This window comes from Flexivirga endophytica (assembly GCF_014640635.1).
GTDB lineage: Bacteria > Actinomycetota > Actinomycetes > Actinomycetales > Dermatophilaceae > Flexivirga > Flexivirga endophytica.
Window position 1 is genome coordinate 1 of sequence record NZ_BMHI01000004.1, and the last position, 18,147, is coordinate 18,147.

Here is an 18,147-nt window from a genome sequence, read left to right on the forward strand (position 1 = left end):
GCTAAGCCCTTCAGCGCCGATGGTACTGCACTCGGTAGGGTGTGGGAGAGTAGGACACCGCCGAACATAATTTACGCAGAGGGTCGGTCACGAGCACTTGAAAGTGTTTGTGACCGGCCCTTTGTCATGTTTGGGAACGTTCCGCCGGCCGAGGGGCCGCGCGGCGTACGGTGAAGTTCGAGCGCGGTGGTCGACTGAAGGATCATGGCGCACGGGAATCTTGGAGAGTTGGTGCGTCCGGTGACGAATGACGATGAGGCGCAGCCCGGTAAGGGCTCCGACGGTGGCCGCCGTTCTGGACGTTGGTCACGTGCAGCAGGCGACGGCTCGACGCGCCGCGGGAGTGCCGGCGATTTCGGCGACCGTACCGAGCGCACCGACCAGACCCGTCAAGACCGAGGGGGTCCCGACCAGGACCGTCAGGACCAGAAGGCCGGGCGGTCCGACGTGCGTGGGCGCGGTAGTAGTCCGGAACGTCCCGCGGATCGGGAGCGACCACGACGGGACGACCGTGGAACGGCCGCCGGACGGCGCGATGCCGACCGTGGTGGACAGCGCAGGGACGACCGCGGGCGCCCGCCGCGTCGCGACGGCGGACCACGTGACGAGCGTGGCCGCGACATCGGGCCTGGACGGGACGATCGCGGTGCCGGCTCCGGTGCGCGTGGCGGCGACCGACCGAGCTACGGCCGTGGGCCGCGTGAAGCTGACCGTCGGGACAGTCGCGGGAGCGGCGGTTCGTACGGTGACCGGCGTCCCCCTCGGTCCAGCGATGGTCCGCAGCGTGGCCGGAGTGATCGCCCGCAGCGCGGCGGCAGTGATCGGCGGGACGACCGGCGTGATGACCGGCGGGATGAGCGTTCGTCGGCTGGAGACCGTGCGCCGCGGGGGCCGCGCTCCTGGGACCGTTCCTCGCCGTCGCATCGCTCCGATCGTGACACACGGGTAGAGCCGCCGCTGCCGGAAGAGATCACCGGCAAGGAGCTGGACCGCTCTGTGTGGCGTGAGATGCGCACGCTGACGAAGGAGAACGCTGAAGGCGTCGCCAAGCACTTGGTGGCCGCGGCGACATTGCTGGAAGAGGACTCCGATCTCGCACTGGCGCATGCTGAGCACGCTGCACGACGGGCTGGCCGGGTGGCTGCTGTGCGCGAGGCGCTGGGGCTGGTGCACTACCGGCGCGGAGAGTTCAATGATGCGATCCGCGAATTTCGTACTGCCAAGCGACTTTCGGGCTCCAATCACCTGCTGCCCTACTTGGTCGACTGCGAACGCGGGCTGGGCCGCTACGAACGTGCCCTCGACCTGGCAGCGTCGCCCGAAGCGCGGAGCTTGGGTGAGGCGGACAACATCGAACTCGCGATCGTCGTGTCCGGTGTCCGGCGAGACCTCGGTCAGCCGGAGGCCGCCCAGATGGTGCTGCGCATTCCTGCTCTGGAGCGTGCTTCGAAACAGCCATGGGCAGCCCGACTGTTCTATGCGTATGCCGAGGCGCTGCTCGCAAGCGAATCCGAGGACGAAGCCCGCGACTGGTTCGCCAAGGCCTTGGATGCGGACTCGGAGGGTCAGACCGATGCGGCCGAGCGGGTCGCCGAACTCGAGGGTCTGGTATTCATCGATGCCCTGAGTGATGACGATGAAGACAATGGCGAAGCCGTCGATGAGCAACACGATGCTGCCGGTGTGGCTCTTCCGAAGCCGTCGCCTGCTGCAGCGCAGCCCGATGATGATGGTTCGACGGCAACTGCGACGGCAACTGCGACGGCGCCGGCAACGGCGCCGGCCGATCGCGACGACTCGTTGGAGCAGGCCGAGTCGACAGATGAGGCGGCTGTGGCCCCAGAGCCGATCGTGCCGGGACAGCTGACCTTCGACGACGGGGACGAGGACAACCGTCGGGCTTGATACGGGCGTCGGACGGTGATCGTCCACATCCCCGGTCCCCGCGGCTCGAGCGTCCACAGCGCGCCGCGCGGTAGTGGTCGGCGGAGTATCGAGTCCGCATGCTGGATGGGAACACATGTTCCCATCCAGCAAGGAGTAGCGATGACTGCACAGCCGAAAGCGACCCGACCCACTCGACCGGCTGGGCCGCCTCGGCCCGCCGAAGCATCGGGCGCCGTCAACGAGGTACGTCTGGTGGGACGACTCAGCGCACCGCCGGTGGTCAAGCATCTCCCGAGCGGTGCCGAAGTCGTCCAATTGCGGGTCGTCGTCGACCGAGAGCGACGCCCCGGGGCGAAGGCATCCGACGGCGCGACCCGGTCTCCGACAGTGGACACGATCGACATCGCATGCTGGTCGGCGCAGGTTCGCCGCCGCGCGATGTCGTTCGCCGGCACCGAGACGGTAGAAGTGTCGGGTGCGCTTCGGCGCCGATTCTGGCGTGGCCCCGTGGGGGTGGCCAGCCGATACGAAGTCGAGGTCGACAAGCTGCGGGTGATCAAGCGCGCGTCCTGACGGGTGAGCCACCCGGTCCGCGTTTGCGGGATCACGGGCAAGATGGTCGGGTGCCACACACTTCACAGCCGCAAGGGACGCCGGACGATCAGGAGAGCCGGCGTCCGTCGGATCAGCAGTCGTCGGATCAGCAGTCGCCAGATGGGCGGTCGCCAGATGGGCGGTCGTCTACCGGTGAGCGCAGCCTGGTTGCCGCCTACCCAGGGTTGGTGTGTGACCTGGACGGGGTGGTCTACCGCGGCGCGCAGGCGGTGCCCCATGCGGTCGTCGAGCTGACGGCTGCACGAGAAGGTGGCGCAAGGGTGGTGTTCGCGACCAACAATGCATCGCGTCCGCCTGCCGTCGTGGCGGAGGCGCTGCGTGGGCTGGGGCTCACCTTGGACGACCAAGACGTGCTGACCAGTTCGCTTGCGGGTGCGCGGCACCTGGCCGAGCATTTCCCGGACGGTGCCACAGTGCTGGCGATCGGTGGGCCAGGGGTGGCAGACGCGTTGCATTCGGTCGGTTTGCGTCCGGTGCTCGCGGCCGACGCTGCGGACGCCGATATCGATGCCGTCCTCCAGGGATACGGCGCCGCCGTCACGGCAGCCGAATTGGGTGAAGCGGCATACGCGATTCAACGGGGAGCGAAGTGGGTCGCGACGAACAATGACCTGACGCTGCCGACGGACCGAGGGGTGGCACCGGGCAACGGGTCACTGGTCGCTGCGGTGCGGTTGGCGGTCGACGTCGAGCCGACTGTGGTGGGAAAGCCGGGTCCGTTGCTCTACGAACTCGCGGCGCACGAACTCGGCACCGGCCCGGAGGCTACGCTCGGGATCGGCGATCGGTTGGAGACGGATACGGCGGGTGCCCACGCTGCCGGTATGGACGCGTTGCACGTGTTGACCGGTGTGCACGGGCCGGGCGATCTGGTTCGCGCGCCGCGCGAGTTGCGGCCGCGTTATGTGGGAGTGGATCTGCAGGTGCTGCGCGAGCCCTATGCCGAGCCCGAGCGGTCGGGGGACGGGCGCTGGACCGCTGACGGGTGGACCGCGGCGCTGGACGGCATCGGGTCGTCGGCTCGGATCGTGTACGGGTCGGGCGCAGGGGCGGAGGGAGCGCTCGAGTCAGGGTCGGGCTCGGCGTCGGCCTCGGAGTCCGGACCGGCGTGGGTCACGCGGTTGCGTTTGGCGCTCCGAGTGCTCTGGGAGGCGATCGACGACGGTCGGATCACTGAAGCCGAGGCCGTAGCCGGGTTGCCGGACCAGCAGTAGCCTGTGCCGCAGGCGTGCAGATCACGTCACACCATCAGTGTCGGTGGTTGTCCAGCGCAATGCTCGAGGAGACAGCGAAATGGCGATCAACAGCGTGCGAACGGCCCTGCAACTGCTGAGTGGAGCAGGTGAGGTGACACGCGCCAAAGCGCTGGAAGCAGCCGGCACGCTGCTGGAATTGCCAGGTGTCGGCGAGACGTCCGCACGGGCCGGACAGCTTGCCGAAGAGCTCATCGAAGCGGCTACCGCCAACCAGGCGATGGTCAGCGACCTCGTGCGCACCGAGGTCGACGGTCGGCTCGCGTTCCTGGGCCTGGCGCGAGGCAGTGACCTCGAGGCGGCGCAGCGCAAGATCGAGGCCCTCGAGCGAGAGGTCGCCGAGCTGCGCGAGACGGTCGGGAAGCGCGGGACGTCCGCCGGCGCCGCCGCTGCCAGCGGCGGCGCCGGAGTGACCCGGACCGCGATCAAGACGCCCGCCACGCCGGCGGCCGGTAGCGGTACGGCTGCGAAGGCACCGGCGTCGCCCAAGGCCCCCGCGAAGAAGACGGCCAAGAAGGCAGCGACTCCCGCCAAGAGGGCCACAGCCACCAACAAATCGACCACAGCGAAGAAGTCCGCAGCCACCAAGAAGTCGGCGGCCAAGAAGACAGCCAAGAAGACGACCACTAAGGCAGCCACACCGGCTGCTGCCAAGAAGGCGAGTTCGCGCAGGTCATAATGGTGGGCGTGAGTGACGACGCGGAGCAGACACTTAGCGCACCGATCCCGTCCCCGAAAATGTTCGGGCGGCCAGCCGCTCCGGCCGGGCATCCCGACCAGGGTTCCGCCGACGAGAACTCTGCGGACCAGGACAGCGGTGATGAGACCTCGGTGACCCCGGCGTCGACGGCGACCGAACCGGCCGCATCCACAGCGCCCCCGTCGCGCTTTCCGAGCACCGGAGATGCCCGCGTCGACCAGGCAGTGGCACATCTTCCGGACCCGGACGAGCACCGACCGAACACGCGTCACGACGAGGCGGCATACTCGACGGGCAGCCACGGTCACGGTTCCGTGCCGACGACGGCCGGCGCAGACCCCAACGCAGATCCCGGCGCTCTCGAGACCGAAGGCCCCGCGGAAGGCTCTGCGGAGGCACCGAGCGACGTCAGCCTGCCCGATCCGGGTCTGCTGGACACCCACATCGCCGATGTGACCTCGGTGCACCGGCAGCTGCAGCAGCGCCTGTCGGACCTGTCGGGCTGATCGGTGCGAGCGGACGCAGCCCTGGTCGAGCGCGGCCTGGCCAGGTCACGTGCTGTTGCCCGGGAGCTCATCCAAGCCGGGCAGGTCTCGGCGGCCGGTCGGACCGTCGGCAAGCCGTCGACACCGGTCGATCCCGCTGAGCTGATGGTCTCCGGTGAGGTTGACCAGTGGGTCGGCCGGGCGGCATACAAGCTGCTGCAGGCACTGGAGACGTTCCCGGTGTCAGTGAGCAGGAAGCGATGCATCGACGTCGGAGCGTCTACCGGCGGGTTCACCCAAGTGCTGCTCGACCGAGGGGCTCGCGAGGTCGTCGCCCTCGACGTCGGCCACGGCCAACTTGCCGCAGTGGTGCGAGCGGATGCCCGCGTGATCGAGCGCTCCGGCACGAACGTGCGCGACATCGGGGCTGACGACGTCGGCGGCCCGGCGGACATCGTGGTCGCGGACCTCAGTTTCATCTCGCTGCGGCTGGTCCTCGACCGGCTGGCCGTGCTGACCACGTTCGAAGGCGACCTCATCACGCTGGTCAAGCCGCAGTTCGAAGTCGGGCGCGAGCGGTTGGCGCGCACCGGGGTGGTGTCGTCGCCCCACGAACGACACCGGGTCCTGCGTGACGTGCTGGCCCTGGTGCCGCAGCTCGGGCTGCACGTGCACGGCTTGACGACGAGCCCGATCTGCGGTGGCACGGGCAATCGGGAGTACCTGCTGTGGGCGCGACGGGTGGCGGGGGGCAGTATGACGGAGGTGGACGTGCAACAGGCGCTGGAACAACTGCTGGCCGACGAGCTGAAGGACGCGCACGTATGACGCGGCGCGTGCTGCTGGTCGGGCACCCTGGCCGGCCGGAGGCCCTCGACGTGGCAGCGGAGCTGGTGCACGGACTGACCGCGAACGACATCGAGGTCATCGGCCAGACGGACGAACTCGATGCCTTTGGCGTCCTCGGCGAATCCGGCGTCACCGGTTATGCCGCACCGCAGCCGGACGGCGCCGAGGTGGCGCTCGTCCTCGGTGGTGACGGCACGATCCTGCGTGGCGCCGAGATCGTCCGGGAGAGCGGCGTACCGCTGCTCGGCATCAATCTGGGGCACGTCGGATTCCTCGCCGAGGCGGAGCGGGACGACATACATCACACCGTCCGCAAGGTCGTCGACCGCGACTGGACCGTCGAGGAGCGTGGAACCCTTGAGGTCGAGGCGTCCCTGGACGGTCGCTCCCTGTGGACCAACTGGGCGCTCAACGAAGCATCCGTCGAGAAGGCGGCACGGGAGCGCATGCTCGAGGTGACCCTCGCGATCGACGGCCGGCCGCTGTCCACCTGGGGCTGTGACGGGGTCGTGATGGCGACACCGACGGGATCCACGGCATACGCGTTCTCGGCGGGTGGGCCCATCGTGTGGCCCGGAGTCCCGGCGACACTGGTCGTGCCGATCTCGGCGCATGCGTTGTTCGCGCGTCCGCTGGTGCTCAGCCACGACGTGCACATCGCGATCGACCTGCGCGACACCAGCGATGCCCAAGCCGTGCTCTGGTGCGACGGGCGGCGCTCCTTCGACGTACCGCAAGGAGCACGCATCGAGGTGCGCCGCAGTGACCAGCCGGTCCGGCTGGCGCGCCTGGGCACCGCACCGTTCACCGACCGGCTGGTCGCGAAGTTCGACCTGTCCGTGTCCGGCTGGCGCGGCGCGGATCGGCGTTCGCACAGCTGACCGAGGCATCACGAAGTATCGGCGGAACGGGTCCGGCGAGAACTTCGTGGGGTGACGGAGCAAGGGAGCAGGCCGAGGGTGACTAGGCTGCCGACGTGCTGCGTGAACTGCGGATCCAAGGTCTGGGTGTCATCGACGACGCCCTGCTCGGCCTGTCGCCCGGGCTGAACGTGGTCACCGGCGAGACCGGAGCGGGCAAGACCATGGTCGTGCAGGGACTCGGTCTGCTGCTGGGTGGCCGCAGCGACGCCGGTCTGGTGCGCGGCGGCGCCGACAAGGCATTCGTCGAAGGCATCGTCGAACTCCGCCGGGATCACCCTGCCGTCATACGCGCGCGGGAGGCCGGTGCCGAGGTGGAGGACGAGCTGATCCTTGCTCGGACCGTGTCCGGGCAAGGGCGTTCACGGGCGCACATCGGCGGCCGCACCGCGCCGGTCGGGGTGCTGAGTGAGCTGGGCGAGTTGCTGGTCGCCGTTCATGGCCAGGCCGACCAGTGGCGGTTGCAACGGCCCGAGCAGCACCGGGTGATGCTGGACGACTTCGGCGGTAAGCCCATCGCGTCGGCGCTTGCGGCATACCGCAAGCTGCACCAGGACTGGCAGGACGCGCGCAGCGAGCTCGCGGAGCTGACCGAGCGGGCGCGGGACCGTGCACAGCGGCTGGACCTGCTCACGTCGGCGTTGGCGGACATCGAACGCGTCGACCCCGTGTCCGGCGAGGACGTCGAGCTCGCGGCCGAGTCGGAGAAGCTGACCCACGCGGACGGTCTTCGCGAGGGTGCCGGTGTGGCGCACGATCTGTTGGCCGGCGACGACGACAACGACGACGCGCCGCACGTCATCGACCTGGTCGCCAGGGCTCGCCACGCGCTCGGCGGACTTGTCGCACACGACGCGGAGCTGGCCGGGCTGGACGGCCGGCTGCGGGAGCTGGGCGTGCTCGCCGCGGACATCGCCGGTGACCTCGCGTCCTACCTGGCCGATCTGGAGATCGACCCGGCGCGGATGGAGCGCGTTCAGCAGCGCAGGGCGGAGCTGACCGCGCTCCTGCGCAAGTATGGCGAGAGCATCGACGACGTGTTGGTCTGGGGCAAGGGTGCGGCGGCGGAAGCCGCGGAGCTCGCCGGGTCCGACGACCGCATCGAGGCGTTGCGGGTCCGGCTGGACGAACTCGAGCCGCAACTCGATGCGGCGGCAGAGAAGCTGAGCAAGGCCAGGAGGACGGCGGCCCGGAAGCTGCAGAAGGCCGTGACCGAGGAACTCGGACACCTGGCGATGGGCTCGGCGAAGCTGACTGTCGAGGTGTCCGGCGACCCCGCGCACCGCGGGGCGCACGGCATCGACGAGGTGGAGATCCTGCTCGCTGCCAACGCCGGCGCTGCACCGCGCAGTGTCGCCAAGGCGGCGTCCGGCGGTGAGCTGTCACGTGTCATGCTCGCGCTGGAGGTGGTCACCGCGACCGGCTCGGTCCCGACTTTCGTCTTCGACGAGGTCGATGCCGGTGTCGGTGGAGCGGCCGCGCTCGACATCGGTGCGCGACTGGCGCAACTGGCCGAACACGCGCAGGTCATCGTGGTGACGCACCTGGCGCAGGTAGCGGCATACGCCGACCGCCAGCTGGTGGTGCACAAGTCGAGCGACGGACACGTCACCGCCAGCGGCGTGACGGCCGTTGACGGTGACGAGCGGCTGGCCGAACTGGCCCGCATGCTCGGCGGTGTCAGCGACTCCGCCGCTGCTCGCGAGCATGCGCAGGAGCTCCTCGACGGTGCGTCTCGGGCATCGGCATGATCACTGGGCGTTCCCGGACACGCCCGGAGCGTTCGCTGGTTTCTGACACGAAACACCTTGTGAACGGCGGGATTCCAGCGTTGTATCGCATTTCATCCCTCGACTTGGACCGGCGTGGTCAGTGCCGTGCCGATCGTGGCCTAGACTGAGAGCCCGTGGTGGAGCAGACGAAACATATCTTCGTAACCGGAGGCGTAGCCTCTTCTCTCGGCAAAGGCCTCACGGCCTCAAGCCTCGGACATTTGCTCCGTGCTCGCGGTCTGCGGGTGACGATGCAGAAGCTGGATCCCTATATCAATGTCGATCCGGGCACGATGAACCCCTTCCAGCACGGCGAAGTCTTCGTCACCGAGGACGGCGCCGAAACGGACCTGGACATCGGGCATTACGAGCGATTCCTGGACGTCAACCTGGCCGGCGACGCCAATGTGACGACCGGTAAGGTCTACAGCGAAGTCATCGCCAAGGAACGGCGCGGCGAATATCTCGGCGACACCGTGCAGGTGATCCCGCACATCACCAATGAGATCAAGGCGCAGATGCGCGCTCAGGCCGCGCCCGACGTCGACATGATCATCACCGAAATCGGCGGTACGGTCGGCGACATCGAATCGCTGCCGTTCCTGGAGGCAGCCCGCCAGGTCCGCCAGGACGTGGGCCGCGACAACGTCTTCTTCCTGCACGTGTCGCTCGTGCCATACCTCGCCCCAAGCGGAGAGCTGAAGACCAAGCCGACCCAGCACTCCGTTGCTGCGCTGCGCCAGGTCGGCATACAGCCGGATGCTCTCGTGCTGCGGGCCGATCGCCACCTGCCGGACGGGATCAAGCACAAGATCGCGCGGATGTGCGACGTCGACCTCGAAGCTGTCGCCGCCTGTGTGGACGCACCGAGCATCTACGACATCCCGAAGGTGCTGCACACCGAGGGCATCGACGCCTACGTCATACGCCGGCTCGGCCTGCCGTTCCGCGACGTCGACTGGCACGACTGGGATCGGCTGCTGGAGCGGGTGCACGAGCCCGAGCACCGCGTCGAGATCGCACTGGTCGGCAAATACATCGACCTGCCGGACGCCTACCTGTCGGTCACCGAGGCGATGCGCTCAGGCGGCTTCCACCACGACGCCAAAGTGAGCATCCGCTGGGTGCCCAGCGACGACTGCACCACACCAGCGGGCGCGGCAAAGGCACTCGGCGGGGTCGACGCGATCCTGGTGCCCGGCGGTTTCGGTGTCCGCGGCATCGAGGGCAAGCTCGGCGCACTGCGTTGGGCGCGCGAGCACCAGGTGCCGACCCTCGGGATCTGCCTCGGCCTGCAGTGCATGGTCATCGAATACGCACGCAACGTCGCCGGCATCGAGGGTGCCTCGTCCAGCGAGTTCGACCCGGACACTCCCGACCCGGTCATCGCGACGATGGAGGAGCAGAAGGTCTACGTCGACGGGCAGGGCGATCTCGGTGGCACCATGCGACTGGGTGCCTACCCGGCGCGGCTTACCGACGGCAGCGTCATAGCCGAGGCGTATGGCGCGACAAGCGTCTCCGAGCGGCACCGACACCGCTACGAGGTCAACAACGCCTATCGCGCACAGTTGGAAGCCGCCGGTCTGTCGTTCAGCGGGCTGTCCCCGGACGGTCAGCTGGTCGAGTTCGTCGAACTGCCGCGCGACGTGCATCCCTACTACGTCTCGACGCAGGCTCACCCCGAGTTCCTGTCCCGTCCCAACCGCGCACACCCGCTCTTCGCGGGACTGGTCGGAGCGGCGATCGACCAGCAGCGCGCCAGCAGGCTCGTCGAGGTGGAGAAGCCGAAGGCAGCCGATTCCACCGTGGCCCAGTAGTGCAGTGCACCTGCTCGGTTTCTGAGTCACAGCAATAGCTTTCGCGAGAGGACACGATGAACTCAGTGCACGGTCGCCTGACGACACCGCTCGCGGACCGGCTCGATCCACAACCGGTGACATCGTCGTCACTGGTCTATCGAGGGCGCATCTGGGACGTGGTGTCCGAGGACGTCCAGCTCGGTGACGACAACCACGTCACGCGCGACTTCGTGCGTCATACCGGCGCTGTGGCCGTGGTCCCGATGCGCGGCGCAGCCGGAGCGGAGGAGGTGTTGATGATCCAGCAGTACCGCCACCCGGTCGGCACCTTCGACTGGGAGGTGCCTGCCGGCCTGCTCGACAAGCCCGGGGAGGACCCACGGGCCGCGGCTTCCCGTGAGCTGCGAGAGGAAGTCGACCTCGACGCGAGCACCTGGCATGTGCTCGTCGACATATTCACCTCGCCCGGAGCGCTCTCGGAGAATCTCCGCGTGTTCCTCGCACGCGACGTGCATCCGGCCGTGGCCGACGGCTTCGTGCGCGAAGGTGAGGAGGCCGGTATGCCGACGGGCTGGGTGCCGCTGGACGACGCTGCCGACGCGGTCCTCGACGGCAGGGTGCACAACGGCGTGGCGGTGTCCGCCATACTCGCGGCAACCGTTGCGCGACAACGCGACTGGGAGACCCTGCGGCGGGCTGACGCACCGTGGCCGGAGCACCCGGCATACCGATGAGCGAACGACCGTCGCAGCGGAGTGCTGTCGAACCCTTCCATGTGATGGAGGTCCTGCGCGCTGCCGCTGCACGTCAGCGCAGCCACGGCGACATGATCCTGTTGTGTGTCGGCCAGCCCTCGACACCCGCACCACGGGCCGCCCTCGACGCCGTTCATGCGGTGCTGGAGACCGACAGCCTCGGTTACACCGAAGGTGACGGGATCCCGCAGTTGCGCGAGACGATCGCGGCGCACTATCGCACCGCCTACGACGTGCCCGTGACTCCGGAGGAGGTGCTGGTCAGCACCGGATCGTCCGGTGGCTTCAGCACGGTGTTGATGGCGGCGTTCGATGCCGGAAGCCGTGTCGCGATGGCCCGGCCCGGGTATCCGGCATACCGGAACACGTTGCAGGCATTGGGTATCCAACCGGTCGAGATCGACTGTGGGCCGAACACCCGCTTCCAGCTCACCGTCGATCACCTTGCGGGCGCGCACGCCGTCGCGCCACTGGACGGGGTGATCGTGGCGAGCCCGGCCAACCCGACCGGCACGATCATCGAGCCCGGCGAACTCGAGGCCATCGCGCAGTGGTGCGACGCGCACGACGTGCTGCTGATCTCCGACGAGATCTACCACGGGATCTCTTACGGCGCGCCAGCTCAGACCGCGCGTCGTTTCAGCCGGGACGCAGTGGTGTTGGGTTCGATGAGCAAGTTCTGGTCGATGACCGGTTGGCGCGTGGGCTGGAACCTGCTGCCTGAGGCGTTGCGCCGGCCGGTCGACGTGCTGCAGACAAACCTCGCGATCTGTGCACCAGCAGTCTCGCAACACGCTGCGGTTGCTGCGTTTTCGCCGGAGGCGACGGCAGAGCTGCAACGGCACGTCGAGCGGTATGCCATGAACCGCGACCTGCTGCTGCGACGTCTGCCGGAGTTGGGCATCCAGTCCTTCGCGCCGCCGGACGGCGCGTTCTACGCCTATTGCGACGTCTCACATCTGACCGACGACACCACGCAATGGTGGGCGGAAGTGCTCGACAGGACAGGAGTCGCGATTGCTCCCGGCATCGATTTCGACCCGGTCAACGGACACCGCTTCGTCCGGTTGAGCTTCTGCGGCGCCACCGATGCGCTCGACGAAGCGCTCGACCGTCTCGTCGCCGTCATCTGAGGGGCAGACACCGCCGAGGGCTCACGCGGAAACCCGCAGCGTGCCACCGCTGGACGGACGCTCCTTCGCCGAGAGGACGGCGAACGACCGAGGGGATAGGCGTTTCCGGCCGAAAATGGCCGAATTGCCTATCCCCTCGGTGCTTGGCCTATCCTCTCGGCGAGAATGGTGGGGTGGCAGTCGGCTCAGGCCAGGCCGAGGAAATCCCGTATGGCGGGTAGCTCGCGCTGGGCCTGGTCGTATCCGGCGCGGTAGCTGGCCTCGAGGACGGGCAGGCGGCGCTCCCCGTTGCTCACCGGCTCGATCTCCGGTGCGAAAACGTATGCCTTGCCGGCCTTTTCGAGCTCGAAGAGCTCCTCGCGGGTTCGGTTGTAGCGAGTGGCGCGGGTCCGCATCGCTTCAGCGACTGCGGGGTAGCGACGGTAGTAGGTCTTGAAGAACCAGTCCTTGCCCTCCGGTGTCTTCACGTAGGACCTCGGTTGGGTCAGCACCACGACGAACTTGTCGAACCCGTCGGCCTGTGCGGCATCCAGGGCGATGCCGCCGGACGTGCCGAGCGCGCCGTCGACATACAGGTGGCCGTCGAGCTTCACGGGCGGCATCAGCACCGGCATCGACGCCGACGCCTGCACCCGTGTCAGCAGGTCCGGCAGCGTCTTCATGTCGTCGCGGCCCCAGTAGATCGTTTCCCCGGTCGTGGCATCGAACGCCCCGATCTTCCACTCGTCCGGTGACTCGACATAGCTCTGCCAGTCGAACGGCAGGACGTTGTCCGGCAAGCCGGACTGCTGATAGATGAACTCCGCGTTGAAGATGCCCTTGCGGCGTACGAAGGTGCGCCAACCGCCGAACTCCGGCTCCTGAGCGAACGTCGTGAAGGAGGCGTGCGCTCGCCATACATCTCGGGTGATGTAGTTGGAGGCGTTCGTCGCCCCCGACGAGATCCCGGCCACCCAGGGCAGCCGGATCCCGGCGTCGATCAGCGTGACGACGAAGCCCGCCGAGTGGCTGCCGCGCATGGCGCCGCCCTCGATGACGAGAGCGGCGTCCGCGGCGGTCGGATCAGTCGACACCGAAGTCGATGGCCGCGCGGTCGAGTGCGTCGTCCTCGTCGGACTCCACCGACGGGTTGGCCGAAATCGCAGCAGCGCCACCGGGTTTCAGCTCGCCGACCAGGTCGGAGTCGCGCTGTGGCAGCGCGCCCAGCCCGGCATACAGCTCCAGCTTGGAGCGGGTGTCGGCGATGTCCAGGTTGCGCATCGTGAGCTGGCCGATGCGGTCGGTCGGGCCGAACGCCGCGTCCTCGGTGCGCTCCATCGACAGCTTGTCGGGGTGGTAGCTGAAGGCTTCGCCGCGGGTGTCGACGATCGAGTAGTCCTCGCCGCGGCGAAGCCGCAACACGACTTCGCCGGTGACTGCGGAAGCGACCCAACGCAGCAGGCCCTCGCGGATCATCAGCGACTGCGGGTCGAACCAACGGCCTTCGTAGAGAAGGCGACCCAGCCGGCGGCCGTCGTTGTGGTACTGCGCGACCGTGTCCTCGTTGTGTATGGCGTTGACCAGCCGCTCGTATGCCGCGAAGAGCAACGCCAAGCCGGGTGCCTCGTAGATGCCGCGCGACTTCGCCTCGATGATGCGGTTCTCGATCTGGTCCGACATGCCCAGGCCGTGGCGGCCACCGATCTCGTTGGCCAGCTTGAAGAGGTCGACGACGTCGTCGAAGGTGCGGCCGTTGATCGACACCGGCCGACCGCGCTCGAATCGCACTGTCACATCTTCGGTTTCGATCTGCACCTCGGGGTCCCAGAAGCGGACGCCCATGATCGGCTCGACGATCTCCAGAGAAGTGTCGAGGTGCTCGAGCTTTTTGGCTTCGTGGGTCGCGCCGAGGATGTTGGCGTCGGTGGAATAGGCCTTCTCGGTGGAGTCGCGATAGGGGAGGTTCTTGGCCTTCAGCCATTCGGACATCTCGTGCCGACCGCCGAGCTCGTCGACGAACTGCGCGTCCAGCCACGGCTTGTAGATGCGCAGGTCAGGGTTGGCCAGCAGGCCGTAGCGGTAGAACCGCTCGATGTCGTTGCCCTTGTAGGTGGATCCGTCACCCCAGATCGAGACGTTGTCCTCGCGCATCGCGCGGACCAAAAGGGTGCCGGTCACCGCGCGCCCGAGCGGCGTGGTGTTGAAGTAGACGCGGCCGCCGGAGCGGATGTGGAAGGCGCCGCACGCGATCGCGGCGAGGCCCTCTTCGACGAGCTGGCGCTTGCAGTCGACGAGGCGCGAGAGCTCAGCGCCGTACTCGCCGGCGCGACCCGGGACCGAGTCGATGTCCAGCTCGTCGTACTGGCCGAGATCCGCGGTGTAGGTGCAAGGGACTGCGCCCTTGTCGCGCATCCAGGCCACTGCGACCGAGGTGTCCAGGCCACCGGAGAAGGCGATGCCGACGCGTTCGCCGACGGGGATGGAATTCAAGACTTTCGACACGGCTCAACAGCCTAAGGGCAGCGGGACAGTCGTGGTGGGGCGGTCTACCGTGTGGACGATGAGCACCGACGATCTCTGCCCGTGCGGCTCCGGCAAGGCGTATGACGACTGCTGCGGCCCGCTGCTCGCCACTGAGGAGCTCGCGTCGACCGCGGAGCAGCTGATGCGGTCGCGCTACACCGCGTACTTCTACGGAAATCGGGAACACCTCTGGCGCACCTGGCACCCGCGGACACGTCCGGCGGAGGTCACCGTCGATCCATCAACGACGTGGACAGCGCTGCGGATACTGGATGTTCGCGACGGTGGGCCCGATGACGACACCGGCGTGGTGGAGTTCGTTGCGTCATACGATGGGGGAGAGCTGCGTGAGCGAAGCCGCTTCGCGAAGCGGGGCGGGCGCTGGTTCTACCTCGACGAGGAGTCCTGATGACCGACGCGTTCGGCATACCCAAACGGTCGGGCGAGAGCGGCGCCGGCGATACCGGGAATCCCGTGCACGCTGCCTTGCCGGATCAGAGCAGCGCGATGCGCGAGGCCGCGAGGAATTTGCTGGACAAGGCCGTCCTCGCGCTCGAGGGCGGGGCGACCGAGAAGGCGTTGGGCTACCTCCGCAAAGCGGAGCGCCTGCCGTATGACGACCACGACGCTGCGTCGCCGTTGTCCCTGGCTGCGCACATGTATGCATTGCGGTCGGTGCTCGACGCATACGAGATCGACCGCAGGGTGTGGCTTGACGCCGCTGACGTCCTCCTCGACCCGATGCGGACGTGGAATCCCTTGGCAATGGGCGACTTTCGTCATGTGTTGACCGTCGTCCAGCACGACTACGGGACCACAGCCACCGAGGATCGGAAGTTGCGAGCGCTGATCGCGGGGCAGAAGGTGGGGACCATCCGCGAGATGCAAATACTCGCCGGCGAGGAGTTGTGCGCTGTGGTCGTCGACCTGCTCGAGATCGTCATCGAATACAGCCATGAGGCCGACGCTCTCATCGACGAGCGCACGCCTGACGACTACTGACCCGGACGGTCCGCCAGATAGCGCACCAGCCCGGCGGCGTTGTCCAACTGTGCCGCTTCGGCCGCCGGCATGAAATCGACTCGGTCACGACGGAACTCGACTGCTTCCGGTAGATGGGTCAACGGTTCGGCGGAGCCCAGGAATGCGTCGAGCAGGTCGGTCGCGTCGAGCGCGTCGTCCTCGGTGCGGTAGGCCAGCGCATAACAGGCCAGGATCACCGAGGTGACGGCGACGTCCAGCCCGGGCGGACCCCAGCAGGCGTTCTCCCAATCGATCAGCTGCGGCCCGGCCGGCGCCATCAGCACGTTGTTCGGATGCAGGTCGAGGTGCAGCAGCCGATCCCCGTCCGCGTGGCTGGGCAACTCCTTCTCCCCGTCCGGTCTCCGCACGGCGTGCGTCACCCTGTGCAGGTCTGCCAGCAGCCGCATGGCGGTGTCCATCGACAGCCGTCGGGCCGTCATCTCGGCGAGCATGGTGGGCGCGTCGACCCGTTCCAGGATCAGATCCGGCCCGTGCGAGGCGAGGACGCGAGGAGTGGGCACACCCGCCGACCACGCGATGTCGGTCGCGGTCACGAGCCGGCCGACCGGGCGTCGTTCGTCCCGATAGCGACGCAGCACCCGCCGATCGTCGAGTTCGTAGACCAGGGCCGTCGCGCCGGTCGCGAGCAACGCTCCCGGGTGGTCGCAGGTGGTCATGTGGTCAGCCTAGGGCTGCATCCCGTCGCCGTATGGCGAGTCCACCGGCACCCGCAGCATGAACTCCTCGCCATACGAGCGAAATCCGGCACGCCTCAGCGTGGGTGCGGAGGTCTCCAGTCGGCCGGACACCAGTGCGACTCGGCAGCCCCGCTCGATGGCTGCGCGCAGACGGGACTCCAGGACTGCTCGGTATGCCCCGCGGCCACGGGCCCAGACGGCGCTCGATCCGCCCCACAGCTTCGCGACTGTGCCGTTGACGGGAAAGCTGACGCCGCCGGTTGCTGCGGGGCGTCCGTCGAGATACGCCACGTATGACGTGCCCGAGCCACTGTCGACGGTATGCCGCTGCCCTTCGACGTCCTCGTCTCGTACGGGGCGGACAGGAGTGTCGAACGCTTCGGCCGCGACGGCTGCGGAGTCCTCACAGGTGCCCCTGTCCAGGGGGACGATCGTGGTGACAGCAGCGGGTACGTCGAGGTCTGGGCGTCCTACGGTCAGGTCGAGGGCGAGGATCGCCATACGTTCGAGTTCGACGCCGCCGCGGTCTCGCAGCAGGTCCGCGAGGTCCGCGGGACGGGTGCGGTCGGTGAGGCCATTCCAGTAGAGCGCGTGGCGGCCCCACTCGACGGCTTGGCGTTCGGCCGCGGCAATGACGTCCGGCGCCGACAGGTCCGAGTTCACTGCGTAAACGCCGGTGTCGTAATGGAATCCGTTGTCATAACGCACCATCTCGAAGCCGTCGAGCTGGACGTGCTCGCTCTCGGGCGGGATCCAGAACGTGTGCGCGGAGAGGCGCAGAATCTCGTCGACATCCATCACGACAGCGCGGGACGGATGTCGGTGTGCGTGAAGTCATCGCCCTTGAAGAGCAGCGGCTCGTCATACGCCTTGGCGAGTGCATAGCTGAAGCAGTCGCCGAAGTTGAGCTTCGCCGCTGAGCCGCTTCCTCGGCCAAACGTCTGGTGCGCCATCCGAGCGAGCCGGAGGTGGGCGCGGTCGAAGGGAATAATCTCTGTGCCGGCTGATCCCAGAAGCTCGGTCAGCTCGTCCTCGCGGTCGTGGTGCAGGACCAGCGATGTCTCCAAGAGGGTGGCTGTGCAGATCCGCGAGTGCTGACGCTGTAGGGCCAACGCCATCGAGGTGGCCTCCGGCTCGTCCCACAGAATTGCCACGAGTGCTGAGGTGTCAACGATCATCGAGGCAAGCCGTCTTCGTCGTACATCTCGTCGTCCGTGAGCGGTGGCCGGCCGCCCTTGGCCGCGGACCGCCGGCCGATCGCCAGGATGCGCTCGGCCACGTCGTCTCTGCTTCGTGCGATGGCGGCGTCGTCCTCGGCGAGCGCCTTGGCCAGGGCATCACGGACCGCCCCGGTGGCCGTCGTATGGCGACGCGCCGCCAGCTCGTGCGCCATCCGATGCACCTCGGGATCCTTGATGTTCAGCGTCGGCATGTTCAAATTCTACCGTAGGTAGAAATTGCGGTCCAGGGATGGTGACGCCCATCGGGGAAATGCATTTCAGAGGACAGTACCCGGCGTCGTAGGATGGGCGTCGCCCGTGGTGGTGGTGTGACGAACCACCGGGCGTTCGACGTGTATGACGCGGCAGCTGCCGCCATACACAGGGCGCCGGCCGAGGGACGCGCGTTCGGCGACACCGACGAGAGGCCGAGGTCTCCTCGGCGAAGGTGTGGTGGCACCGCGATCTGGCCCCCGCCCACACCTCCAGGGCTGCCTTTTCGTCAAGGTGGCCGATCTCGCGACCTTGACGGG

20 protein-coding genes are annotated in these 18,147 nt (G+C 67.8%); 13 read left to right on the forward strand and 7 right to left on the reverse strand.

Annotated elements, in window-relative coordinates; all coding sequences use genetic code 11:
* Nucleotides 1-306 precede the first annotated feature (306 nt).
* Nucleotides 307-924, reverse strand: a complete 618-nt coding sequence (locus IEX71_RS12005; RefSeq protein WP_188837292.1) for a hypothetical protein — start codon at nt 922-924, stop codon at nt 307-309.
* A gap of 72 nt (nt 925-996) precedes the next feature.
* On the opposite strand from IEX71_RS12005, the gene IEX71_RS12010 reads away from it, so the two are divergent.
* From IEX71_RS12010 to IEX71_RS12060, 11 genes are all read left to right on the forward strand, one after another.
* Nucleotides 997-1,905, forward strand: a complete 909-nt coding sequence (locus tag IEX71_RS12010; RefSeq protein WP_188837293.1) for a tetratricopeptide repeat protein — start codon at nt 997-999, stop codon at nt 1,903-1,905.
* A gap of 141 nt (nt 1,906-2,046) precedes the next feature.
* Nucleotides 2,047-2,460 carry a single-stranded DNA-binding protein gene (locus tag IEX71_RS12015; RefSeq protein ID WP_188837294.1) on the forward strand — a complete coding sequence of 138 codons (414 nt, stop codon included), beginning with the start codon at nt 2,047-2,049 and terminating at the stop codon, nt 2,458-2,460.
* A 209-nt stretch (nt 2,461-2,669) separates the two neighbouring features.
* Nucleotides 2,670-3,716, forward strand: coding sequence for an HAD-IIA family hydrolase (locus IEX71_RS12020; protein ID WP_188837295.1), 1,047 nt, complete (start codon nt 2,670-2,672; stop codon nt 3,714-3,716).
* Between the two features lie 79 nt (nt 3,717-3,795).
* Entirely contained in the window at nt 3,796-4,434 is a 639-nt protein-coding gene (locus IEX71_RS12025) for a hypothetical protein (protein ID WP_188837296.1), read from the forward strand.
* Nucleotides 4,435-4,442: 8 nt separating this feature from the next.
* Entirely contained in the window at nt 4,443-4,961 is a 519-nt protein-coding gene (locus IEX71_RS12030; RefSeq protein WP_188837297.1) for a hypothetical protein, read from the forward strand.
* 3 nt (nt 4,962-4,964) lie between these two features.
* Nucleotides 4,965-5,768 carry a TlyA family RNA methyltransferase gene (locus IEX71_RS12035; RefSeq protein WP_188837298.1) on the forward strand — a complete coding sequence of 268 codons (804 nt, stop codon included), beginning with the start codon at nt 4,965-4,967 and terminating at the stop codon, nt 5,766-5,768.
* Complete coding sequence (locus IEX71_RS12040) at nt 5,765-6,670, forward strand: NAD kinase (protein WP_188837299.1); 906 nt, start codon at nt 5,765-5,767, stop codon at nt 6,668-6,670. Before IEX71_RS12035 ends, IEX71_RS12040 begins: the two co-directional genes overlap by 4 nt.
* 95 nt (nt 6,671-6,765) lie before the next feature.
* Entirely contained in the window at nt 6,766-8,460 is a 1,695-nt protein-coding gene (gene recN, locus IEX71_RS12045; protein WP_188837300.1) for a DNA repair protein RecN, read from the forward strand.
* Between the two features lie 155 nt (nt 8,461-8,615).
* The gene (gene pyrG / locus IEX71_RS12050) at nt 8,616-10,301 is read left to right on the forward strand and encodes a CTP synthase (protein ID WP_188837301.1); all 1,686 of its coding nucleotides are present in this window, start codon (nt 8,616-8,618) and stop codon (nt 10,299-10,301) included.
* Between the two features lie 56 nt (nt 10,302-10,357).
* Entirely contained in the window at nt 10,358-11,017 is a 660-nt protein-coding gene (locus tag IEX71_RS12055; protein WP_188837302.1) for an NUDIX domain-containing protein, read from the forward strand.
* 44 nt (nt 11,018-11,061) lie between these two features.
* Nucleotides 11,062-12,171: an aminotransferase class I/II-fold pyridoxal phosphate-dependent enzyme gene (locus tag IEX71_RS12060; RefSeq protein WP_229749683.1), complete on the forward strand. Its 1,110-nt coding sequence runs from the start codon at nt 11,062-11,064 to the stop codon at nt 12,169-12,171.
* 185 nt (nt 12,172-12,356) lie between these two features.
* Here IEX71_RS12060 and IEX71_RS12065 read toward each other — a convergent pair whose 3' ends face one another.
* Together IEX71_RS12065 and argG are read right to left on the reverse strand one after the other, a co-directional pair.
* Nucleotides 12,357-13,244 (reverse strand): patatin-like phospholipase family protein, encoded by an 888-nt coding sequence (locus IEX71_RS12065; RefSeq protein ID WP_229749684.1) that lies wholly within the window; start codon nt 13,242-13,244, stop codon nt 12,357-12,359.
* Nucleotides 13,234-14,652 carry an argininosuccinate synthase gene (gene argG, locus IEX71_RS12070; protein WP_188837303.1) on the reverse strand — a complete coding sequence of 473 codons (1,419 nt, stop codon included), beginning with the start codon at nt 14,650-14,652 and terminating at the stop codon, nt 13,234-13,236. The genes IEX71_RS12065 and argG overlap by 11 nt, the downstream gene beginning before the upstream one ends.
* 58 nt (nt 14,653-14,710) lie before the next feature.
* Between argG and IEX71_RS12075 the strand changes: the two genes are divergently transcribed.
* Both IEX71_RS12075 and IEX71_RS12080 read left to right on the forward strand, forming a co-directional pair.
* Nucleotides 14,711-15,082: a YchJ family protein gene (locus IEX71_RS12075; RefSeq protein WP_188837304.1), complete on the forward strand. Its 372-nt coding sequence runs from the start codon at nt 14,711-14,713 to the stop codon at nt 15,080-15,082.
* Nucleotides 15,082-15,675 (forward strand): hypothetical protein, encoded by a 594-nt coding sequence (locus IEX71_RS12080; protein ID WP_188837305.1) that lies wholly within the window; start codon nt 15,082-15,084, stop codon nt 15,673-15,675. Before IEX71_RS12075 ends, IEX71_RS12080 begins: the two co-directional genes overlap by 1 nt.
* On the opposite strand, the gene IEX71_RS12085 is transcribed toward IEX71_RS12080, so the two are convergent.
* From IEX71_RS12085 to IEX71_RS12100, 4 genes are read right to left on the reverse strand one after another with little or no spacing between them, the layout of a single operon-like run.
* The gene (locus IEX71_RS12085; RefSeq protein ID WP_188837306.1) at nt 15,669-16,373 is read right to left on the reverse strand and encodes a phosphotransferase; all 705 of its coding nucleotides are present in this window, start codon (nt 16,371-16,373) and stop codon (nt 15,669-15,671) included. The two genes, IEX71_RS12080 and IEX71_RS12085, sit on opposite strands and share 7 nt — an antisense overlap.
* 9 nt (nt 16,374-16,382) lie before the next feature.
* Nucleotides 16,383-17,192, reverse strand: a complete 810-nt coding sequence (locus tag IEX71_RS12090; protein ID WP_188837307.1) for a GNAT family N-acetyltransferase — start codon at nt 17,190-17,192, stop codon at nt 16,383-16,385.
* Nucleotides 17,192-17,572 (reverse strand): type II toxin-antitoxin system VapC family toxin, encoded by a 381-nt coding sequence (locus IEX71_RS12095; RefSeq protein WP_188837308.1) that lies wholly within the window; start codon nt 17,570-17,572, stop codon nt 17,192-17,194. The genes IEX71_RS12090 and IEX71_RS12095 overlap by 1 nt, the downstream gene beginning before the upstream one ends.
* Nucleotides 17,569-17,826: a type II toxin-antitoxin system VapB family antitoxin gene (locus IEX71_RS12100; RefSeq protein ID WP_188837309.1), complete on the reverse strand. Its 258-nt coding sequence runs from the start codon at nt 17,824-17,826 to the stop codon at nt 17,569-17,571. The genes IEX71_RS12095 and IEX71_RS12100 overlap by 4 nt, the downstream gene beginning before the upstream one ends.
* Between the last annotated feature and the right edge of the window lie 321 nt (nt 17,827-18,147).